General features: G+C 61.9%; 18 protein-coding genes. All 18 read right to left on the bottom strand.

Translation table 11 applies throughout. The features are described 5' to 3' along the window. Positions 1–11: 11 nt before the first annotated feature. Positions 12–689 carry a sugar transferase gene (locus JHD62_RS07060; protein WP_304506240.1) on the bottom strand — a complete coding sequence of 226 codons (678 nt, stop codon included), beginning with the start codon at positions 687–689 and terminating at the stop codon, positions 12–14. Then, complete coding sequence (locus JHD62_RS07055; RefSeq protein WP_199102305.1) at positions 686–1,849, bottom strand: DegT/DnrJ/EryC1/StrS aminotransferase family protein; 1,164 nt, start codon at positions 1,847–1,849, stop codon at positions 686–688. Before JHD62_RS07055 ends, JHD62_RS07060 begins: the two co-directional genes overlap by 4 nt. A gap of 165 nt (positions 1,850–2,014) precedes the next feature. Continuing rightward, positions 2,015–3,136, bottom strand: coding sequence for an acyltransferase (locus JHD62_RS07050; protein ID WP_199102304.1), 1,122 nt, complete (start codon positions 3,134–3,136; stop codon positions 2,015–2,017). A gap of 7 nt (positions 3,137–3,143) precedes the next feature. Beyond that, positions 3,144–3,713, bottom strand: coding sequence for a hypothetical protein (locus JHD62_RS07045; RefSeq protein ID WP_199102303.1), 570 nt, complete (start codon positions 3,711–3,713; stop codon positions 3,144–3,146). Positions 3,714–3,717: 4 nt separating this feature from the next. After that, complete coding sequence (locus JHD62_RS07040) at positions 3,718–4,953, bottom strand: glycosyltransferase family 4 protein (RefSeq protein ID WP_199102302.1); 1,236 nt, start codon at positions 4,951–4,953, stop codon at positions 3,718–3,720. Between the two features lie 33 nt (positions 4,954–4,986). Next, positions 4,987–5,679, bottom strand: coding sequence for a DUF1345 domain-containing protein (locus JHD62_RS07035; protein ID WP_199102301.1), 693 nt, complete (start codon positions 5,677–5,679; stop codon positions 4,987–4,989). A gap of 21 nt (positions 5,680–5,700) precedes the next feature. Beyond that, on the bottom strand, positions 5,701–6,798 hold the full coding sequence (locus JHD62_RS07030) for a glycosyltransferase family 4 protein (protein WP_199102300.1): 1,098 nt from the start codon (positions 6,796–6,798) through the stop codon (positions 5,701–5,703). After that, a complete protein-coding gene (locus JHD62_RS07025) occupies positions 6,795–7,883 on the bottom strand; it encodes a glycosyltransferase family 4 protein (RefSeq protein ID WP_199102299.1) in 1,089 nt (362 codons plus the stop codon). Before JHD62_RS07025 ends, JHD62_RS07030 begins: the two co-directional genes overlap by 4 nt. After that, positions 7,880–9,115, bottom strand: coding sequence for a DegT/DnrJ/EryC1/StrS family aminotransferase (locus JHD62_RS07020; protein WP_199102298.1), 1,236 nt, complete (start codon positions 9,113–9,115; stop codon positions 7,880–7,882). The genes JHD62_RS07025 and JHD62_RS07020 overlap by 4 nt, the downstream gene beginning before the upstream one ends. Further along, the gene (locus JHD62_RS07015) at positions 9,102–10,397 is read right to left on the bottom strand and encodes a lipopolysaccharide biosynthesis protein (protein WP_199102297.1); all 1,296 of its coding nucleotides are present in this window, start codon (positions 10,395–10,397) and stop codon (positions 9,102–9,104) included. The genes JHD62_RS07020 and JHD62_RS07015 overlap by 14 nt, the downstream gene beginning before the upstream one ends. A 2-nt stretch (positions 10,398–10,399) precedes the next feature. Beyond that, positions 10,400–11,497 (bottom strand): DegT/DnrJ/EryC1/StrS aminotransferase family protein, encoded by a 1,098-nt coding sequence (locus JHD62_RS07010; protein WP_199102296.1) that lies wholly within the window; start codon positions 11,495–11,497, stop codon positions 10,400–10,402. Positions 11,498–11,580: 83 nt separating this feature from the next. Then, the gene (locus JHD62_RS07005) at positions 11,581–12,150 is read right to left on the bottom strand and encodes an acyltransferase (protein WP_199102295.1); all 570 of its coding nucleotides are present in this window, start codon (positions 12,148–12,150) and stop codon (positions 11,581–11,583) included. Between the two features lie 21 nt (positions 12,151–12,171). Beyond that, the gene (locus tag JHD62_RS07000) at positions 12,172–12,708 is read right to left on the bottom strand and encodes a DUF4337 domain-containing protein (RefSeq protein ID WP_199102294.1); all 537 of its coding nucleotides are present in this window, start codon (positions 12,706–12,708) and stop codon (positions 12,172–12,174) included. Between the two features lie 73 nt (positions 12,709–12,781). Then, positions 12,782–13,846 (bottom strand): Gfo/Idh/MocA family protein, encoded by a 1,065-nt coding sequence (locus JHD62_RS06995; protein WP_045848835.1) that lies wholly within the window; start codon positions 13,844–13,846, stop codon positions 12,782–12,784. Between the two features lie 72 nt (positions 13,847–13,918). Beyond that, the gene (locus JHD62_RS06990; RefSeq protein ID WP_199102315.1) at positions 13,919–15,223 is read right to left on the bottom strand and encodes a nucleotide sugar dehydrogenase; all 1,305 of its coding nucleotides are present in this window, start codon (positions 15,221–15,223) and stop codon (positions 13,919–13,921) included. Between the two features lie 225 nt (positions 15,224–15,448). Beyond that, positions 15,449–16,249, bottom strand: a complete 801-nt coding sequence (locus JHD62_RS06985; protein WP_199102293.1) for a polyamine aminopropyltransferase — start codon at positions 16,247–16,249, stop codon at positions 15,449–15,451. Further along, a complete protein-coding gene (gene ttcA, locus JHD62_RS06980) occupies positions 16,239–17,225 on the bottom strand; it encodes a tRNA 2-thiocytidine(32) synthetase TtcA (RefSeq protein ID WP_045846909.1) in 987 nt (328 codons plus the stop codon). The genes JHD62_RS06985 and ttcA overlap by 11 nt, the downstream gene beginning before the upstream one ends. A gap of 89 nt (positions 17,226–17,314) precedes the next feature. Next, positions 17,315–18,088, bottom strand: a complete 774-nt coding sequence (locus JHD62_RS06975; protein WP_082086442.1) for a pteridine reductase — start codon at positions 18,086–18,088, stop codon at positions 17,315–17,317. Positions 18,089–18,091: the final 3 nt, after the last annotated feature.

The following is an 18,091-nucleotide window of genomic DNA, read 5'->3' as shown; positions in this document are numbered from 1 at the left end:
TTTCACGGCCATCAGCGCAGCACGATTTTCAGCAAGGTGGCGAAGATGATGCGGATATCTTCCAGCAGGCTGTGGGTTTGTGCATAACGCACGTAATAGCCCAGTTTCTCCGGCAGGATCTGTTCGATATAAGCGCGTTCCGGGTCGGCCGCGCGGCCCAGGATTTCGTTTTCATCGATCATGCGGATGGAGGCCCAGTCGGTGATGCCGGGGCGCACCGACAGCACGATGTCCTTCACCTCATCCGGGTAGTGCGCCACATACTTGGGCACTTCCGGGCGCGGGCCCACCAGGCTCATGTCGCCGAACAGCACATCCAGCAATTGCGGCAGTTCATCCAGCTTGCTCTTGCGCAAAAAACGCCCGGCACCGGTAACGCGGCTGTCCGCGCCCACGGTCAGTTGGCCGTGCACTTCGGTATTCACCTGCATGGTGCGGAATTTGTGGATGCGAAACAGCATGCCGCCCCGCCCTACCCGTACCTGGCGGAAAAACACCGGGCCGGGGGAATCCAGCTTGATCCACAAAGCCACCAGCAGCAGCGGCCCGGCCAGCAGCAGCAGGCCGATGCTGGACGCAATCAGGTCGAACAGGCGCTTGAGCAGTGCCGATCCGGCACCCGGCGGGCGGCAGCATGGCGGTAACAAGGCCGGGCCTTCACCCGGCTGCAAAGGCTGGTGCTGACTCATGCGCCCAGAATCTCACGCACGGCGGCAATCACGCGGGTCTGATCGTCCTCGGTCATGCGGGTATACAGCGGCAGGGTGACTTCGGCCTCGAAGGCGGCATCGGCCACCGGGAAGGCGGCACGGTCCAGCTGATAGCCATCGCGCCATACCGGCTGGCGATGCAGCGGAATGAAGTGTACCGAGCAGCCAATGCCCTTTTCCGCCATGCGGACGATAAAGTCATCCCGGCTGATGCCTGCTTCCGGCTTGATGCGTACCGGATAGAGATGCCAGGCATGGCGGTCCCCGGCATGCGCCGGACGGGCGGGCAGAATCAGCGGCAGGTCGGCAAGTTCGCGGTCGAAACGCTGGGCCATGACTTCGCGCTTTTCGCGGAAGGCGACAATCTTCTTCAGCTGGTGAATGCCCATGGCGGCGGCGGTGTCCGGCATATTGTATTTGAAGCCGGGGGCCACCACTTCGTAGAACCAGGCCGGGGTCTTGGACACGTAGCGGTCGAAGGCATCGCGGCTGATACCATGCAGACGCATGATCTTGCAGCGGGCAATAATGTCCTTGTTCTTCGATACCACCATGCCACCCTCGCCAGTGGTCATGGTTTTGTTGGCGTAGAAGCTGAACACGGTGACATCCGAATCCAGCGTGCCCACCAGCTTACCCTTGTAGGTGGTCGGCAGCGCATGTGCCGCGTCTTCCACCACTTTCAGACCATGTTCGCGCGCGATGGCGATGATTTCGTCCATCTCGCACGCCAGGCCGGCAAAGTGCACCGGCATGATGGCGCGGGTTTTCGGGGTGATGGCGGCACGGATGGCGGCCGGGCTGATATTGAAAGTGGCCGGGTCCACATCCACTACTACCGGGTCCGCCCCCAGATAGCGCACTACTTCGGCCGTGGCGGTAAAGGTGTAGCTGGGAACAATCACTTCGTCACCCGGCTGGATGCCGATGGCTTCCAGCGCCAGGTGCAGGCCGGCGGTGGCGGAGTTGACGGCAATGGCTTCCACGCCTTCGCCAATGAAGGCGGCAAAGTCGGCCTCGAACTGCTTGGTCTTGGGGCCGGTGGTCACCCAGCCGGAACGCAGGGCGTCGACCACTTCATTGATTTCGTCTTCGCCGATATCCGGCAGGGCAAAGGGCAGGAATTTCTGTTCGCTCATTTTCGTCATCTTCAATAGGCGTCGTTGTTCATGGCTGGCAGCCGACGCATGGTTGCCAGTCGCGTATTCGGTCTTGTCAGCATCGCATAGAGCGGCTGACAAAATAGCGTAGCGGCCCTGAGGCAAGGCGGCGCAACGCAGCAGCAGGTTTTTTGTCAGCTGCTCTTACTGGCGGGCCAGATTGTCCGTCGCCGGTTTCTCTTTCAGCGCATCGGCCGCACGTTTGCCCAGCTTCTGCGTGGGCAGTTCCACCCAGCGGTTGATGGCCAGGGCCAGCAACCAGGTCATTACGGTAGCGGCGGCCACCAGCAGCCACCACGGCAGATTGTACATAGCCAGTACTTCCATCAGCACATAGCCCGCATTGGAATGGCAGACATACCAGGCGTAACTGACGGCGGCCACACGGGCCAGCCACCGGCTGCTCCAGATTGCCGGGCGCAACACGCCCAGCACGAACAGGCTGATGCCGATGGCGTAGCTGCCATACAGCTCTGGCGACGGCCAGTTGGTCACCCACACAAACAGGGCCAAGAGGCCGACAAAATGCAGCACGGTTTCCACTGCACCGGCCTGGCCGGTGAGGTAGAAATAACACCAGCACCCGGCAAACATCAGCGGGAAATAACACACCACTGAGGACAGGAAATACTGGTCATAGGCCCAGAAATGCGCCAGCTGGCCGTGCAGGCCTTGCGCATCCGGGCCACGGCACAGCATGGCCACCAGCGGCAGCAGCAGCCAGATGGCCCACTTGATGCGTTTGCCGGTCAGCGCAAAAGCGGTGCCCAGCAAGGCGTAAAACCACAGTTCCACCTTGAGCGTCCACATCACCGGGTCGATATTGCGCCCGCCCAGCATGTCCTGAAAGGCAATGCTGACATGGCCGATGACATCGCGCCCGGTGATGTCGAAGTCGTTATCCGCCAGCCAGGCGGCAATCCACAAGGCAATCAGTGTCACCGCCAGCCCGGCCCAGTATGTCGGGTAAATACGGAATACCCGCGACACGGCAAAGCGCAAACCACCCATGCGGGTGAGCGACAGCGGAATCAGCAACCCGGAAATCAGCAGGAACAGGCCCACGCCTACCGCGCCCAGATTGAAAGGCAACACAAAGGATGCCCCGGCGTAACCTTCCAGCGGGTCCATATTCAGGATGTCGCTGATGCGCTCGCGATGCTGCCAGAAGGTCTGGGTAAAGTGAAACAGGATCACACACAGGATGGCCACGCCACGCAGGCCATCGGCAAAATCAAAACGGATATGCTGCTTGTTGCTACTCATCCACTACTCACCTGTCTCCCGGCGTTGCATCACGCCGGTCATGGAGGTTAAAACCGCTATTATCCTCGCCGTTAGTACAGGTTTGCACGGTTTTTTGTCTATCTTCTACACTCGCAAACGACTGCTGCAAATCAAACTGCGCCAGATTGGCAGTGAAGATATCCGTCGATGCGGCCTGAATGCGCTCACCGCGGCGACGCAGTTGCCTGACCAGCATTTCCACCAGCGTCAGTGGCAGAAACAGCAATACCAGCACGATCCAGCCCACAGCATGCCAATGCGCCAGCAGCTTCAGCCACTCCGGGGCTGGCTGCCCGCCACCGCCATACTTGTCCCAGAAAAACATCGCACCACAGAACAAGCCGAACCAGCCGACCAACAAGCCGGTCTGCAGACGTGGCCACTGCTGCCAGCTGGCCAGCGCATAGGCGGCCAGATACAGCAGCACCTGGGCCAGCCCCCAACCCAGACCATGCTGCAAGGCCATCGCCAGCAGCACCATGCTGACAAAAAATACCGCGAGGCAAGCAGCCAGCTTCAGCCCCAGCCGCAGCAGTTTTCCCAGCAGATGCAACATGGCATCAGCCCTGGCGCAGCACGGCTTGCAGGAAGCGCTGTGCCAGCACGCGGTAGTCGTGATGGGCCAGCACATATTGTCGTCCGGCTGCACCCATGCGGCCGCGCTCGTTGGGGGTGGTAGCCAGCATGCGGCGCACGGCCTCGGCAATGGCGGCCGGGTCTTCCGCGCCCACGCTGAAACCGGCCCCGGCATCCTTGACCATGTCGTTGCCTGCTTCCACCGAATGGATCACCGGCTTGCCCGCCATCAGGTAGTCGAACAGCTTGTTGGGATTGATGCCGAAACGGTAGATGGGCAGCTTGCGCCAGCCGATGAACAGGCTGTCCATTTCCGCCAGGAAAGCCGGAACCGCCCGCTTGGGAATGCTGGGCAAAAAGTGCACATTGGACAGCCCCATTGCGGCAGCCCTTTCCACCAGAGCGGCCTTGTCCGGACCATCGCCCACCAGCACAAAGCTGGCTGGCGTATCTTGCAGCCGGGCAGCTGCTTCCAGCAGGAAGTCCAGCGCATTGGCCAGACCATGGCCACCGGCATAGCCAATCAGAAAGCGCTTGTCCGCCTTGAGTTTTGCCAGCGCAGCCAGGTGCTCGGCCGGTAGCGGCGTGTCCGCCCCCTGCCACTCGGCCACGTCCACACCATTAGGAACAACATGGTATTTTTCCGCCGCCATGCCATGTTCCATCATGTAATCGCGCGCGCAGGGCAGCATGGAGATGACGCTATCGGCCTTGCGGTAGCCAAAATCCTCGGCCCACTGCATCAGGCGGATGAAAGGGTGGGAGCGCGACATGCCACCCACTTCCACCGGTGTCAGCGGCCACAGGTCGTGCACCTCGTACACCAGCCGCGCGCCGGTCTTGCCTGCAATGAAAGCAGCCGGGATGGTATCCAGCGGATAGGTGGAGGAGGCAATCACCACGTCCGGCTTCCACTGTTTCAGATAACGCCCGGACAGGCCCATTACCTTGCCCAGGAAGCTGAAAATATTGATCACCCGCTTCAGGCCATTGCCCGGATAGGCCGGGGTCTGGCACCAGGTGTAGCGGATGCCGTCGATATCTTCGTCCTGATACTTGGCCGACAGCTGCGGGTTGGTCTGGCGCAGATGCGAGGTATCTGCCGCCAGCATGTTGACTTCGTGGCCGGCCTTGACCCATTCACGCGCCAGGTAATAGGGGCGGAATTCCATGCCGTGGCGCGGGCTGCCGGCATAGTGATTGATATAGAGAATGCGCACGCTGCTGCTTTTCCGGATTTAAGTGTCCGCCGTTCAGAACAGCCCGGCGGCGATATTGATCATCATCGCCAGCACGGTGGTATTGAACAGGAAGGACAGGATGCAATGCACGGAGCCGATGCGACGCATGGCCCGTGAGCTGAAACTGATGTCGGCCGTCTGGCCCGAAGTACCGATGACGGCGGCAAAATAAAAGAAATCGCTGTAATTGGGTTCTTCATCCCCCGGGAATTCCAGCCCCGGCTTGCCGCTGCGAAACAGCGCCACGTAGTACTGGTGGGCGTAATGCAGGGCGAACATGGTTTGGGTAAACAACCAGCTGGTGAAGATGGTGAGCACCGACAGGCCGATATGCAGGCCACGGCTACCGCCGTGCAGGTCTTTCGCCACCGACAGCTCCGCCACGATGGACAGCAGGCAGACAATGGCCGCTAGTACCACCAGCATCAGGATGGCCAGTTCGCCCTCGTCCTGCCTTGCGGCACGGTGACGGATCTGCTCGGCATCGGCACCATGCATCATGTGCAGCGCCAGCAGCAGATACAGGCCGGCACCGGCATTCCAGCCAATCACATAAGCGGTCAGCGTACGCATCGGCGTCAGCATGGCCAGCGCCTGTGCCATGCAGAGACCGAACACGATGGCCGACAACAGGCGCGGCCGGGTCCGCAGGATGTGGATCAGCCGGGCCAGCGGGCCGTGATGGTGACGGATGGGCTTGTCCATGTCGGTCTCCCTCAAGCGTATTCAGGAAAGTTGGGCGTACAGGTCCACCAGCTTGCGGCCTTCTGCCGCCCAGCTGTACTTTTGCAGCACCGCCTGCTTGCCCGCCTCGCCCAGTTGACGCATGCGCTCTTCATCCGCCATCAGGCTGTTGATGGCAGCGGCAATGGCGTGCGGGTCTTGCGGGTCCACCAGCACGCCGCAAGCGGCGTCGTCGACGATTTCGCGCCATACCGGGAAATCACTGGCAATCACCGGCATGCCAGCGGCCATGTATTCGAACAGCTTGATCGGCAGCGCATCCACGTAATTGGGGGTGGGGAACAGCGTTACCAGGCCGATCTTGCTTTGCGCCAGCACCTGGGCCACGCCCTTGCGGTCCAGCACGCCCAGGTCATTCACCCGCGCCCAGCCGGGCTGTGCTTCCAGCTGAGCACGCAGGTCGCTCTCGCTCCAGATGCCCGCCAGATTCAGCCGGGTGGCGGTATCCGGCAGCGCAGCCACGATGGGCTCGATACCGCGAATGCGGCTGATGCCGCCGATATAGCACACCTCGTTCTTGCGGCTGTCCCACGGCGTATCGCGCACCAGCTCTTCCAGAATGGGGAAGTTGCACACATCCAGCACCCGTCCGCCCAGTTTGGCAAAACGGTTGCGGATATGCGGGGTGGAGGTCACCACCGCGTCAAAACGCTTGGCTGCCCAGTCTTCCACGGTTTCAAAGCTGCCGGACACCAGCGGGCGGATGGCACCGGGAATCCAGTGCTTGGCCAGAATCTGCCGTGGCATGTCTTCGTGCACGTCGTAAATCACCTTGATACCGGCCTGCTTCAGCCGCAGCGCGGCGGGAATCAGCTCCGGGTCGTGAAAATGCACGATGTCCGGGCGCAGCGCCAGCGCCGCCCGGTATACCCGGCTGGTGGTGCCGGTCATGCGGGCAAAGCGGCCGCCGGTCTTGGGGCCGACATCGTGAAAGCGCACGCCATTGCGGATTTCCTCGCCCAGGCCATCGGCCACGATCAGGGTCACCTCATGACCGGCTGCCGCCAGCGTGGCGCACTCTTTCACGAAAATGCGGATGTCGTGACGCGGGTGGGCAGAAGTGAGATGGGCTACTTTCATACGGCAGAATCCTTGTGTGCCGGGCCGGACAGCAGGCTGGCATAGAGATCGGCAAAGTGTTGCATATTGCGGTGGTGCAATGCCTTTTGCGCCACCAGCTGGCGGTTGAGCTGTACGGCCTGTGCCAGGCGGGCATTATCCGCCGCCCAGTCCATGCCGGACAGCAGGCTGTCGCTCAGCCGGGCAATGTCTTCGGCAATCAGGCCATTCAGGCCGTCGATCACCCATTCGCCATTAGCGGGCAGATTGGACAATACCGGCAGGCAACCGTGGCCCATGGCTTCCAGCAGGCTGATGCTGGTAGCGTCCGAACGCGGCACGCTGACAAACAGGCGGGACTCCTGATACAGCGCGCCAAGCACGGAGGAGGAGACAAAGCCGGTGAATTCCACCCTTTGCAGTTGCAGGCGGCTGGCCAGCGCTTTCAGGCTGTCGGTGGACTCGCCACTGGCGGCTACGGTGAGGCTCCAGTCCGGGTAACGGCCACTGGCCTCCACCTGCTGCCAGGCGTGCAGGATGGCGTCGATGCGGTACAAGGGCTTGTGCAGGCGGCAGGACAGCACCTTGTTGGCCTTGGCCGCGATATCCGGCTGCGCCGGCAGCGCGTCCATGCCGAAATTCAGCACGTCGATACGGCAGTGTTCACCCGCCAGCTGGCGGATTTTCGCTGCCATGTACAAGGAATCCGAGGTAATGGCGGTAGCGGCACGCAGATTGCCCTGCACCATCTGCCGCATCAGCCGGTTGCTCTCCGGCAGCAGCAGCACGTCCGAGCCCCAGGCGGTCAGCACCATGGGCACACGGCTGCCACTCAGTGCACGGCGCGCATGCCAGGCCACGCTATTGGCCTGATGCACATGCACCAGGTCTGGCTTTATCTGGCTCATCCAGCGGCGCAATGTGCCTGCACTGCCCAGTGCTTTCAGGCCGAAGTCCAGCCGCAGCTCGCCCTTGAGATTGGCCGGGCGCTTGTCAGCCGGCACCTCGCCATTGCAGGCCAGCCAGATTTCCTCCACATGAGGGGCGATACCGGCCAGGTAACGCCAGGTGTGTACCGAGGCCGAACCGATCAACAACAGCTTCATTGGATGTTTTCTTTCTCGATGCGGCGCAGTCCTGCCAGCAGCCGGTCCAGTTTGTGCGCCAGCGCGGCGTTGTCTGCCAGCGCGATATTCATCGGCAGGTTCAGCACCGTGGCCGCCAGCTGCTCGCCCTGCGGCGCACTACCGGCCACATAGCCATGGCGGAAGGAGCCGGCCGGGTGAATCACATCATCAAACCACACGCCGATATTCAGCCCGCTAGCCTGACTCAAGCGCCGCGCCACGGCGGCCTTGTTGGCCTGAGGAAAAGACAGCGCAAACGGGTAACGCACCCAGTGACACGCAGCACCGGCAGGCACTGCCCATTGGGTGATGGACGGCAGTGCCGCCAGTGCCTGTTGGTAACGCTGCGCCAGCGCCTGCTTGTGTGCCAGCGTGGCGGGCAGATGGGCCAATTGGCGGCGCACCAGCACGGTGGACAACAGCGGCATGGCGCGTACCGGATGCGGCATGCCTTGTGTCACTTCGGCATCCGCCGAGCGGTAAATCAGGCCCAGACGGCGGTTGATGGCCATGGTGATGCGGCCCAGCAGTGGCCAGCGTGCACTCAGCAGATGGGCTTTGAGCGTGGCCAGCAAGCGCCACTCATCGGCGCAGGACAGCTCCGGCCAATCCTGCTGCGGGGTGGTCATGCCGGGCATGCCGGGCGGAAAGATGGCCAGGCCGCCGATGCCGCCAGTCAGGTTCTTGGAATATTCAAAACTGAAGAAAGCCCCGTCGTGATAGCTGCCCAGCCATTGGCCATCCAGCTGGCTGGCAAAGCCGTGGGCGGCATCGTCGATGAACTTCACTTGCGGATGGGCAGCGCGCAGCGCCTCCGGTACCCGGCAGGGCAGGCCGTAATTGTGCGGCACGATGACGGCACGGGTGGCCGGGCTGATGGCGGCGGCCAGCACGTCCCAGTCGAAATTCAGGCTGTGCGCCGACACATCGACAAAGCGCAGCGTGGCAGCCAGTGCCGGAATCTGGTTGGGCACCACCACGCAGGTATAGGCCGGGACAATCACCTCGTCCCCTGCCCCGATTCCGTGTTGCTGCAGCAGCACGCGCAGCGCTGCACGGCCGGTGTCGTACAGACCGATGCGCGCCTCATCCACGCCAAAGCAGGCTGCCAGCTCGCGCCGCAGCGCGGCACGCTGGAATACGCGGCCACGCAGCATGCCGGGCAAGGCGGACAGGTAATCGCACAGGCTCAGTGAATTAGCGGTGAGCATGGTCTTGCTCCAGTTGGCGACACAGCCGGAAGACCCAGACCATGTAGATGATGTAATAGATGGAAACCGTCACCGACAGCAGGCGGAATACCTGATGGGCATTCTCCCCCGCCCAGTACACCACGCCCAGCGAGCCCAGGTTCACCACCACGCCCAGCAGGGCAAACAGCAGCGACTGGCGCTGGCGCGACAGCACCATGGGCACCATGAAGCAAGGCGCAGCCAGGAACATGCAGAAGAAGGACGGTGTCAGCGTGGCGGCTATCTGGCCGGCATCACGCCATTGCTCGCCAAAGGCAAAGGCAAACAGCGGCCCGCCCCAGGCCATGATGATGAGAAAGGGCACAATCGCCAGCGCGGACAGCACCAGCAGCGCCTTTTTCAGCAAGGGCCGCAGGCTGTGGCCCTTGGCATGCGCTTCGGCCAGATCGCGGTACAGCACTTGCGACACGGCTTGTCCCAGCAAGGCGGCGGGTAACTTCAGCACCCGCACCACCAGGCCGTAATGGCCCATCAGCTCGGCAGTGGCCAATATGCCCAGCAGCTGCACCATCAAGGAATCCTGCAAGGCCACCACAAAGGCATGCGGGGTGTTGACCAGCGGGAATTCTCGATAGCGGCGCAGGATGCGGCCCATGCCACCGGCGCGCGCGGTGCGCAACCACTGCGGCAGTGCGCGCCAGTCCTGCCGTGCCTGCAACAGCCAGGAGGCGGTCTGACCGGCAATCTGTGCCAGCAGCAGACCCAGCGCGCCCAGTTTGCCGAAACCGGCCGCCAGTTGCACCGTCACCATGGCGGCAGACTGCCCCATGCGGCCCTGCGCATTGGCGCTGTAACGGCGCTGACGGTTGTTCCAGTTGGTCCAGATCTGGTTATTGGCCGCCACCCAGATACCCAGCGGCAACAAGGGCAGCCATGGTGCCATGGCCGGGGCATGCAACTGGGTGGCAATCCAAGGCCCGGCTGCCAGCAGCGGAATGCTCAGCACTGCCAGCAGCAGGGTGTTGAACAGCAACGCCAGCACCATCAGGCGCATGGCATCGCTTTCTTCTTCCGGCAGCACCACCGCCATGTCGTAGCGCCAGGTGGCAATCACCACCAGGTTGGACAGCCAAGCGACAAACTGCGTCAGCACGCCAAAATCAGCCGGGCTGTACAGCCGGGTCAGCAGCGGGGTAAACAATACCGGCAGGAACTGCGCCACGGCAGCGCCGCCAGCCAGGGTGGCGACATTGCGGGCAAAGCCGCCCTGCCCCAGCCTGGCCTTGAGTTTGGCCAGCACGCTCAGCCCAGTGCCTTTTTCACCGCAGCGACGATGGCATCCTGGGTGGCTTCATCCAGGAAGGGGTGCATCGGCAGGCTCATCACGCGCTTGCCGGCGGCTTCGGCCAGCGGGAAGCTGCCCTCGCCCTGGCCCAGATGGGCAAAGGCCGGTTGCAGGTGCAGCGGAATCGGGTAATGCACGGTGGTGGGCACGCCCAGTTCCTGCAGGGCTTTCTGTACCGCTTCGCGATTGTCCACCTCGATGGTGTACTGCGCGTAAACGTGGGTATTGCCCGCGCCTATCACCGGCACGCGGGCCACGTCCTGCAGCAGGGCGCTGTAGCGGGCACCAATGCGCTCACGCGCCGCCACTTCGTCGGCAAAGCTGGGCAGCTTGGCCAGCAACACCGCGGCCTGGATGGTATCCAGCCGGCCGTTCAGGCCGATCACCGGGTGGTGGTAGCGACGGTCCTGGCCGTGCACGCGGATTTCGCGCATTTTCTTCGCCAGTTCGTCGTCATTGGTAAAGCAGGCCCCGCCGTCGCCATAGCAGCCCAAGGGCTTGCTGGGGAAGAAGCTGGTGCAGCCGATGGTGGACAGGTTGCCGGATTTCTTGCCGTGCTGACTGGCACCAAAGCTTTGTGCGCCGTCCTCGATCACCGCAATGCCGTGCTTTTCGGCAATGGCATTGATGGCGGTGAAGTCCGCGCACTGGCCGTACAGGCTGACCGGCATGATGGCCTTGGTGCGCGGGGTGATGGCGGCTTCCAGCAGCGCCGGGTCCAGGTTGTAGCTGACGGGGTCGATATCGACAAACACCGGGGTGGCACCCAGCAGGGCAATCATTTCGCCGGTGGCGATAAAGGTAAACGGCGTGGTGATGACTTCGTCGCCACGGCCCACACCCAGCGCCATCAGCGCAATCAGCAGCGCCTTGGTGCCGTCACACACGCCGATGGCATGCTTGACGCCGGTGTAGGCGGCCAGTTGCTGTTCTACTTCTTTGACTTCCGGCCCCATGATGTACTGGCCGTGATCCAGCACCGCATGGATGCGGGCGTCGATGTCGGCTTTCAGATGCTGGTACTGCGCTTTGAGGTCGATGAACTGGATGCTCATGGCTCGATTCCTTGCTGGGGCCGGGCTGCCGTGCAGGCAGCCGTGGGGATTGTATGGTTTCAGGCGGTGCAGGCTGGTCCGGTTCAGGCCGGTGTGCAGTGATTGCCGCCAATCTGGTAAAAGCTGTCGCAGGCCGGGCAGGCATGGGTGCCGATATCATTGGGCAGACGCTCGCCGCAGGCGCACATCCAGCCGATGCGTTTGGCCGGGCTGCCCACCATCAGCGCATAGGCCGGAACGTCGCGGGTTACCACCGCGCCGGCACCGATAAAGGCATATTCGCCCACCTGATGGCCACAGACGATGGTGGCATTGGCACCGATGGAGGCGCCGCGCTTCACCACTGTACGGCGGTATTCATCCTTGCGGCTGACATGGCTGCGCGGATTGTTGACATTGGTGAACACCATGGACGGCCCGCAGAACACGTCGTCTTCCAGCGTGACGGCATCGTAGATGGAGACGTTGTTCTGGATCTTGACGTTGTTGCCGATCTCTACGTCATTGCCGACAAACACGTTCTGGCCGAAGGAGCAGCGCTCGCCAATGCTGGCGCCGCCGCAGATATGCACCCAGTGCCAGATGCGGGTGTCGGCACCGATTTGTGCGCCTTCATCAACAATGGCGGTGGGATGTACGGTGTATTGGGTCATGGGCGGGCCTCCGGACGGGGGTCAGAAAAACAGGAAAAAGCCATCGGCAAAATACACCAGGCCAAGCAGGCCGACCGGCAATGCCGCCAGCCACACCGCCTTGCGCTTGAACAGGCCGGCGATGGAGGAAATCAGGATGGCCACTTGCAGGAAAATCACCGCCACGCCAAAGGGCTTGCCCTGACGCTGTGCGGCATCGCGTTCGGCTTCCAGACGGCGGGCTTCCTTTTCGATTTCCTTGCGTTCGGCCGCATAGCGGGCAGCCTTGTCGCCCACTTTTTTCAGCTGGGCCTGATAGTGCTCGCGCTGGGCCGGGCTGGCGGAAGCCGGCAGGTTGTCCAGCTCGAACTGCAAGCGTTCGCGCTCCACATCATACAGATTGCCCTTGATGCCCTTGGCCTGATAGTAGGCCCACTGGTCCGAGGCCTGGGCCTGGGCAATCACGCTGCGGGTGGAGAAACCACCGCCCTTGAAGGTGGACAAGGTAGCGCACACCGCCAGGATGACGGTGGTGAGCGCCAAATAATTCAGCCAGGGTTCTTTCTTTTCTTCAGCCATGAGTGTGTTTCAGTATTGCGAGTAGCTAATCGGCATGACAGTCCGGCCCGCGTGCTGCGGGCCGGGGTGAGGCTTAGTAATCCAGCGGCAGGCTGATGCGACGGCCATCACGTGCCGACAGATACATGGCAATCAGCAGTTCCAGCGACTTCAGGCCCTCGCGACCGTCGGTTTCCGGCTCGGCCTTGCCCTGCATCACGTTGATCACATTGTCGTAGTACAAGGGGTGACCAAAGCCGTAAACGCTGGTGGTGGCGTAGCTGGCGTTCTTGATTTCGTCGTCCATGGCGTGCGGTTCGGCGAATTCCCAGTGCTGGATTTCATTCACCGCCACACCACCCACGCGTACCGAACCCTTTTCGCCCAGGATGGTGATGGAGCCTTCCAGGTTCTTCGGGTAGGTGAGCATGGTCACGTTCATGCTGCCCAGCGCGCCGGAACGCCACTTGATGCTGACGGTGCCGGTGTCTTCCACTTCGATATTGCGTGCCAGCGTGGCGGTGTAGGCCTGCACACTTTCAACCGGGCCGATCAGCCAGTCCAGCAGGTCCACATAGTGGCTGGCCTGGTTCATGAAGGCACCGCCGTCGAATTCCCAGGTGCCGCGCCAGCCGCCCTGGTCGTAATAGCTTTGCGGACGGGTCCAGAACACGTTGACGTTGACCATGTAGATACGGCCAAAGCGTTTTTCCTGCATCGCGCGCTTGAGCAGTTGCAGGGTGTCGTTACGACGGTTCTGCTTTACCACGAACATGCGCTTGCCGGCCTTGTCGGCGGCTTTCACCATCGCGAGGCCGTCTTCCCAGCGGGTGGCCATCGGCTTTTCCGTCATCACGTGGAAACCGGCCTCGGAACATTCGATGCTTTGCGCCGGGTGCAGGCCGGACGGGGTGGTCAGCACGATGATGTCGGCATTGGTGGAAGCCAGCATGTCGGTGAGATTGCTGTGACCACGGGCGCCGGTGCGCTCTACCGCAGCTTGCAGGGCAGCCGGGTCGATGTCACAGACATCCACCAGTTCGGCACGGTCTTCGTGTTTTTCCAGCGAACCGAAATGGTTGTTGGCAATGCGGCCGCAGCCAACCAGCGCGAAGCGGATCTTGCGGTCGGTGATGGGGGCGTGATGTACGGTTTTCATGGTGTGTTCCGTTCTGTGCTTAAACGGCAAAAGGCGACCACGGGGTCGCCTGCTTGCGTCATGCCGTCAGGGTCAGGCCTTGACGATGTGGTCGGCGGGTTCCAGATACTTGCCACGGCTGTCGACGATCAGCTGGGCATGTTGCTTCAGCAGCGTGTAATCGAACTTGTCATGGTCGGTAGCCAGCAACACGCAGTCGTAGCTGGCAATGGTGGCCGCATCCAGCGCCACGCTGGACAACTCGAAGTGGTGCTCGCGCATCTTGGGGAATACCGGCACGTGCGGGTCGCTGTAGGACACTTCCGCGCCCAGGTCGCGCAGTTTTTCCATCAGGAACACGGACGGGCTTTCGCGCATGTCGTCCACGTTTTTCTTGTAAGCAATGCCCAGCACCAGCACGCGGCTGCCGTTGATGGCTTTCTTGCGGGTGTTCAGTGCAGCGGCCACCTTGGCCACCACCCAGTCGGGCATGGTGCTGTTGACTTCACCGGCCAGCTCGATGAAACGGGTGTTCACACCGTATTCACGCGCTTTCCAGGTGAGGTAGAACGGGTCGATCGGGATGCAGTGGCCACCCAGGCCCGGGCCCGGATAGTAGGGCACGAAGCCGAAAGGCTTGGTGGCGGCAGCGCGGATCACTTCGTGAATGTCGATGCCCATCTTGTCGGCCACGATCTTCATTTCGTTGACCAGACCGATATTCACCGCACGGTGGATGTTTTCCAGCAGCTTGGTCATTTCCGCGGCGCGGGTGGAGGATACCGGCACCACCTTGTCGATGACCGCGCTGTACAGCGCCACGCCGATTTCCTGGCAGGCCGGGCTGTAGCCGCCGCATACCTTGGGAATGGTGCGGGTGGTGAAGTTGGGGTTGCCCGGATCTTCACGCTCCGGCGAGAACACCAGGAAGGCGTCCGTGCCGACATTCAATCCACGGGACTGCATGCGCGGCAGCAGTTCTTCGTCGGTGGTGCCCGGGTAGGTGGTTGATTCCAGCGATACCAGGTGGCCTTCGCGCAGATAGGGCACCAGGCTGTCCATGGTGTCCAGCACGAAGCTCAGGTCCGGCTCGCGGTATTTGTTCAGCGGGGTCGGCACACACAGAATCAGGGTGTCGGCTTCCGGCGCGCGGGAGAAGTCGGTGGTGGCTTCAAAGCCGCGCTCCAGCGCGGTGGCAATGCTGTCGGCGCTGATATGCTCGATATAGCTCTTGCCGGCGGTCAGGGCATCAACCTTGCTCTGGTCAATGTCAAAGCCCAGTACCTTGTAGCCCACTTCGGCAAAACGCAGCATCAGCGGCAGGCCGACATAGCCCAGGCCGACAATGCCGATGACGGCGGATTTGTCCGCGATACGGTTAAGCAATTGCTGCTTGATCACAATGATAGTCCCAACAAATTAAAAACCTGCCATGGCTGCATCCGGGCAGCCATGCACTGAATTCGGTAAGGTCTGGCAGTGTGCCTCGCCTGGCCGGCGGGCTTGCTGATCTGGCTCAAACCGCGCTTGTGAAGTTGCAAGCGCAGCATTATACGCCTGCTTGGCAAGCCGCTGGCGTTACCAAACGTGACAACACTGCCGACAGCGTCAAGCGCAGCCCGCTCAGATCAGCAGATGCCCGGCACTGCCCTGATTGTTCTGTTTCAGACGATTGACGAACTCGCCAAGCTCCAGCCCGAAACGGCACTCCAGCCGGTCGGCACGCTCCTTGAGCGCCTCCCACTGGGTAAGCGTGGGGCTTTGGCGGAAGGCCAGCACCGCCACATTGCCGTGACTGGCCGAGGGCAGTTCCAGCACGCGGCCTTCAAACACCGACAGCAAACGCTCGACAAAGCTGTGATAGCGCTTGTCGCCGCTCCACCAGTTGGTGACAAACACGCCATTGGGGCTGAGCGCACGCTTGCAGTCTTCGAAGAAGTCTTCGGTGGTCAGTTCGTCCACAATCTGCAAGCCATCAAAACCGTCCACCAGAATGGCGTCGGTGGACCCACGGAAAATCTTCACGTAATCCGCGCCGTCGGCCTCGATGATTTCAAAGAAATCACCCTCTTCCGGCAGTTTGAAAAAGGCACGTGCCACGGCGATGACCTGCGGATTGATATCCACCGCCACGCTGACGGCTTCCGGCAGGTACTCGTCGATGAAGCGGGCAAAGGAACCACCGCCCAGGCCGATTTGCAGGATATGGCGCGGGTCGTCGTTCCACAGCAGGAAGGCCATCATGGCGCGGCTGTAGGACAACACCAGCTCGGCCGGTTCGTCCATGTCCATCGAGCTCTGGATGGTTTCCGAGCCCAGATGCAAGGACCGGATATTGCCGGCTTCGGAGATTTCCACTTCCGGCATGTCTTCCACAGCGGCACGCACGCGGCGGCGGAAGGGATGCAAGGCTCTACGCGCCACAGCCACCCTCCTCCTGTTGCGCCGGTTTGCGCGAATCCAGAATGCTGATGGTACGACGCGCCGGCGCCGTCACGGCTTCTTCACCGTCTTCAAGCGGCATGGGCGGGTCGCGGAATTCTTCCTTGTCGAAGGCGGTATCGCCGTTCTCGAAGGGGCTGTCACCGGTTTTCAGGCCGGCAAAGTCGAACAGCCCGGTATCGCACAAATGCGAGGGCACCACGTTTTGCAGCGCGCGGAACATGCTCTCCACCCGGCCGGGGAAGCGCTTGTCCCAGTCGTTGACCATCTCCTTCACCACCTGGCGCTGCAGATTGGGCTGCGAGCCGCACAGATTGCACGGAATGATGGGGAACTGGCGCAAATCGGCGTAGCGGATGATGTCCTTTTCGCGGCAATAGGCCAGCGGGCGGATCACCATGTGCTTGCCGTCGTCCGACACCAGCTTGGGCGGCATGGACTTGAGCTTGCCGCCGTAGAACATGTTGAGGAACAGGGTATGCAGGATGTCGTCGCGATGGTGACCCAGTGCGATCTTGGTGGCACCCAGCTCGTCGGCCACCCGGTACAGGATGCCGCGACGCAGGCGCGAGCACAGGCTGCAGGTGGTCTTGCCTTCCGGTACCAGCTTCTTGACGATGGAGTAGGTGTCTTCTTCGATGATGCGGTATTCCACCCCGATGGACGCCAGATAGCCGGGCAGCACGTCTTCCGGGAAGCCGGGCTGTTTCTGGTCCAGGTTGACGGCAACGATGGAAAAGTCGATGGGGGCGGATTTTTGCAGACCCAGCAGGATGTCCAGCAGGGTGTAGCTGTCCTTGCCGCCGGACAGACACACCATGACCCGGTCACCCTGCTCGATCATGTTGAAATCATTGATGGCATCACCCACGTGGTGACGCAGGCGCTTGGCCAGTTTGTTGCCCTCGAACACGGCCTTTTTGGCCTTGTCGTCGAGCACGGTGTTCTGTTCGGACATGGGGTACGGCTAAGAAATTGAAAAACAGGCGATTTTACTGTTTTTCCCTGCAACAATCCATGCCATTTCCCGGCAAACCGCCCCAAGCCCTACAACACGATGCCGCGTCCGCCATCCACCGCCAGAATCTGACCGGTGACATAGCTGGCATCCAGCAGCAAAAAGGCTACCGCACGGGCAATGTCATCCGGCTGGCCGGTACGCTGCAAGGGAATGGTGGCTTCTATTGCCGCGCGCTCTGCCGCGTCGAAAGACGCCTCGCCTTCCGGCCACAGGTTCACCCCCGGTGCCACGCCATTCACCCGCACATCCGGTGCCAGCTCCAGCGCCAGACTGCGAATCAGCTGGGCATGCCCGGCCTTGGCCAGGTTGTACACCACATGGCGCTTCATCGGCCGGTCCACGTGGATGTCTGAGATGCCGACAATGGCACCGCCGTTACGGCGCAAGGCCGGTGCCACCGCCTGACTGAGAAACAGCGGGGCCTTGAGGTTGCTGCCCATCAGGTCGTGCCAGGCCGACTCGTCGATCTGGCCGATTTCGGTAGGGAAAAAACTGGAGGCATTGTTGACCAGTCCATCCAGCCGCCCGAACGCGGCAATGGCCTGTGCTGCCAGCTGGCGCACCGCCTGCATGTCCAGCAAATCGGCCTGCAGCAGTACAACCGATTCCGCTCGCTGTGCATTCAGCTCGGCGGCCAAGGCTTCGGCATCCGCTTGCGAACCACGGTAATGCAACACCAGCCGCACCCCGCGCGCATGCAGCAGCCGGGCAATACCAGCCCCTACCCGGCGCGCACCACCGGTAATCAGTACCACACGCTGTTCATTCACTTGCATCAAGCGCTCTTGCTGTTGCTTCATATC

This window comes from Aquitalea sp. ASV11 (assembly GCF_016429185.1).
GTDB lineage: Bacteria > Pseudomonadota > Gammaproteobacteria > Burkholderiales > Chromobacteriaceae > Aquitalea > Aquitalea pelogenes.
This window is presented reverse-complemented; position numbering and strand designations above follow the sequence as displayed.

Excerpts from the sequence above, each read along its gene's own strand:
- JHD62_RS07030 (WP_199102300.1), bottom strand. The coding sequence starts at position 6,798 with ATGAAAGTAGCCCATCTCACTTCTGCCCACCCGCGTCACGACATCCGC.
- JHD62_RS07045 (WP_199102303.1), bottom strand. The coding sequence starts at position 3,713 with ATGTTGCATCTGCTGGGAAAACTGCTGCGGCTGGGGCTGAAGCTGGCT.
- JHD62_RS07000 (WP_199102294.1), bottom strand. The coding sequence starts at position 12,708 with ATGGCTGAAGAAAAGAAAGAACCCTGGCTGAATTATTTGGCGCTCACC.
- JHD62_RS07020 (WP_199102298.1), bottom strand. The coding sequence starts at position 9,115 with ATGCTCACCGCTAATTCACTGAGCCTGTGCGATTACCTGTCCGCCTTG.
- JHD62_RS07025 (WP_199102299.1), bottom strand. The coding sequence starts at position 7,883 with ATGAAGCTGTTGTTGATCGGTTCGGCCTCGGTACACACCTGGCGTTAC.
- JHD62_RS07050 (WP_199102304.1), bottom strand. The coding sequence starts at position 3,136 with ATGAGTAGCAACAAGCAGCATATCCGTTTTGATTTTGCCGATGGCCTG.
- JHD62_RS07035 (WP_199102301.1), bottom strand. The coding sequence starts at position 5,679 with ATGGACAAGCCCATCCGTCACCATCACGGCCCGCTGGCCCGGCTGATC.
- ttcA (WP_045846909.1), bottom strand. The coding sequence starts at position 17,225 with ATGTCCGAACAGAACACCGTGCTCGACGACAAGGCCAAAAAGGCCGTG.
- JHD62_RS07010 (WP_199102296.1), bottom strand. The coding sequence starts at position 11,497 with ATGAGCATCCAGTTCATCGACCTCAAAGCGCAGTACCAGCATCTGAAA.
- JHD62_RS07060 (WP_304506240.1), bottom strand. The coding sequence starts at position 689 with ATGAGTCAGCACCAGCCTTTGCAGCCGGGTGAAGGCCCGGCCTTGTTA.
- JHD62_RS07005 (WP_199102295.1), bottom strand. The coding sequence starts at position 12,150 with ATGACCCAATACACCGTACATCCCACCGCCATTGTTGATGAAGGCGCA.
- JHD62_RS06975 (WP_082086442.1), bottom strand. The coding sequence starts at position 18,088 with ATGAAGCAACAGCAAGAGCGCTTGATGCAAGTGAATGAACAGCGTGTG.
- JHD62_RS07055 (WP_199102305.1), bottom strand. The coding sequence starts at position 1,849 with ATGAGCGAACAGAAATTCCTGCCCTTTGCCCTGCCGGATATCGGCGAA.
- JHD62_RS06995 (WP_045848835.1), bottom strand. The coding sequence starts at position 13,846 with ATGAAAACCGTACATCACGCCCCCATCACCGACCGCAAGATCCGCTTC.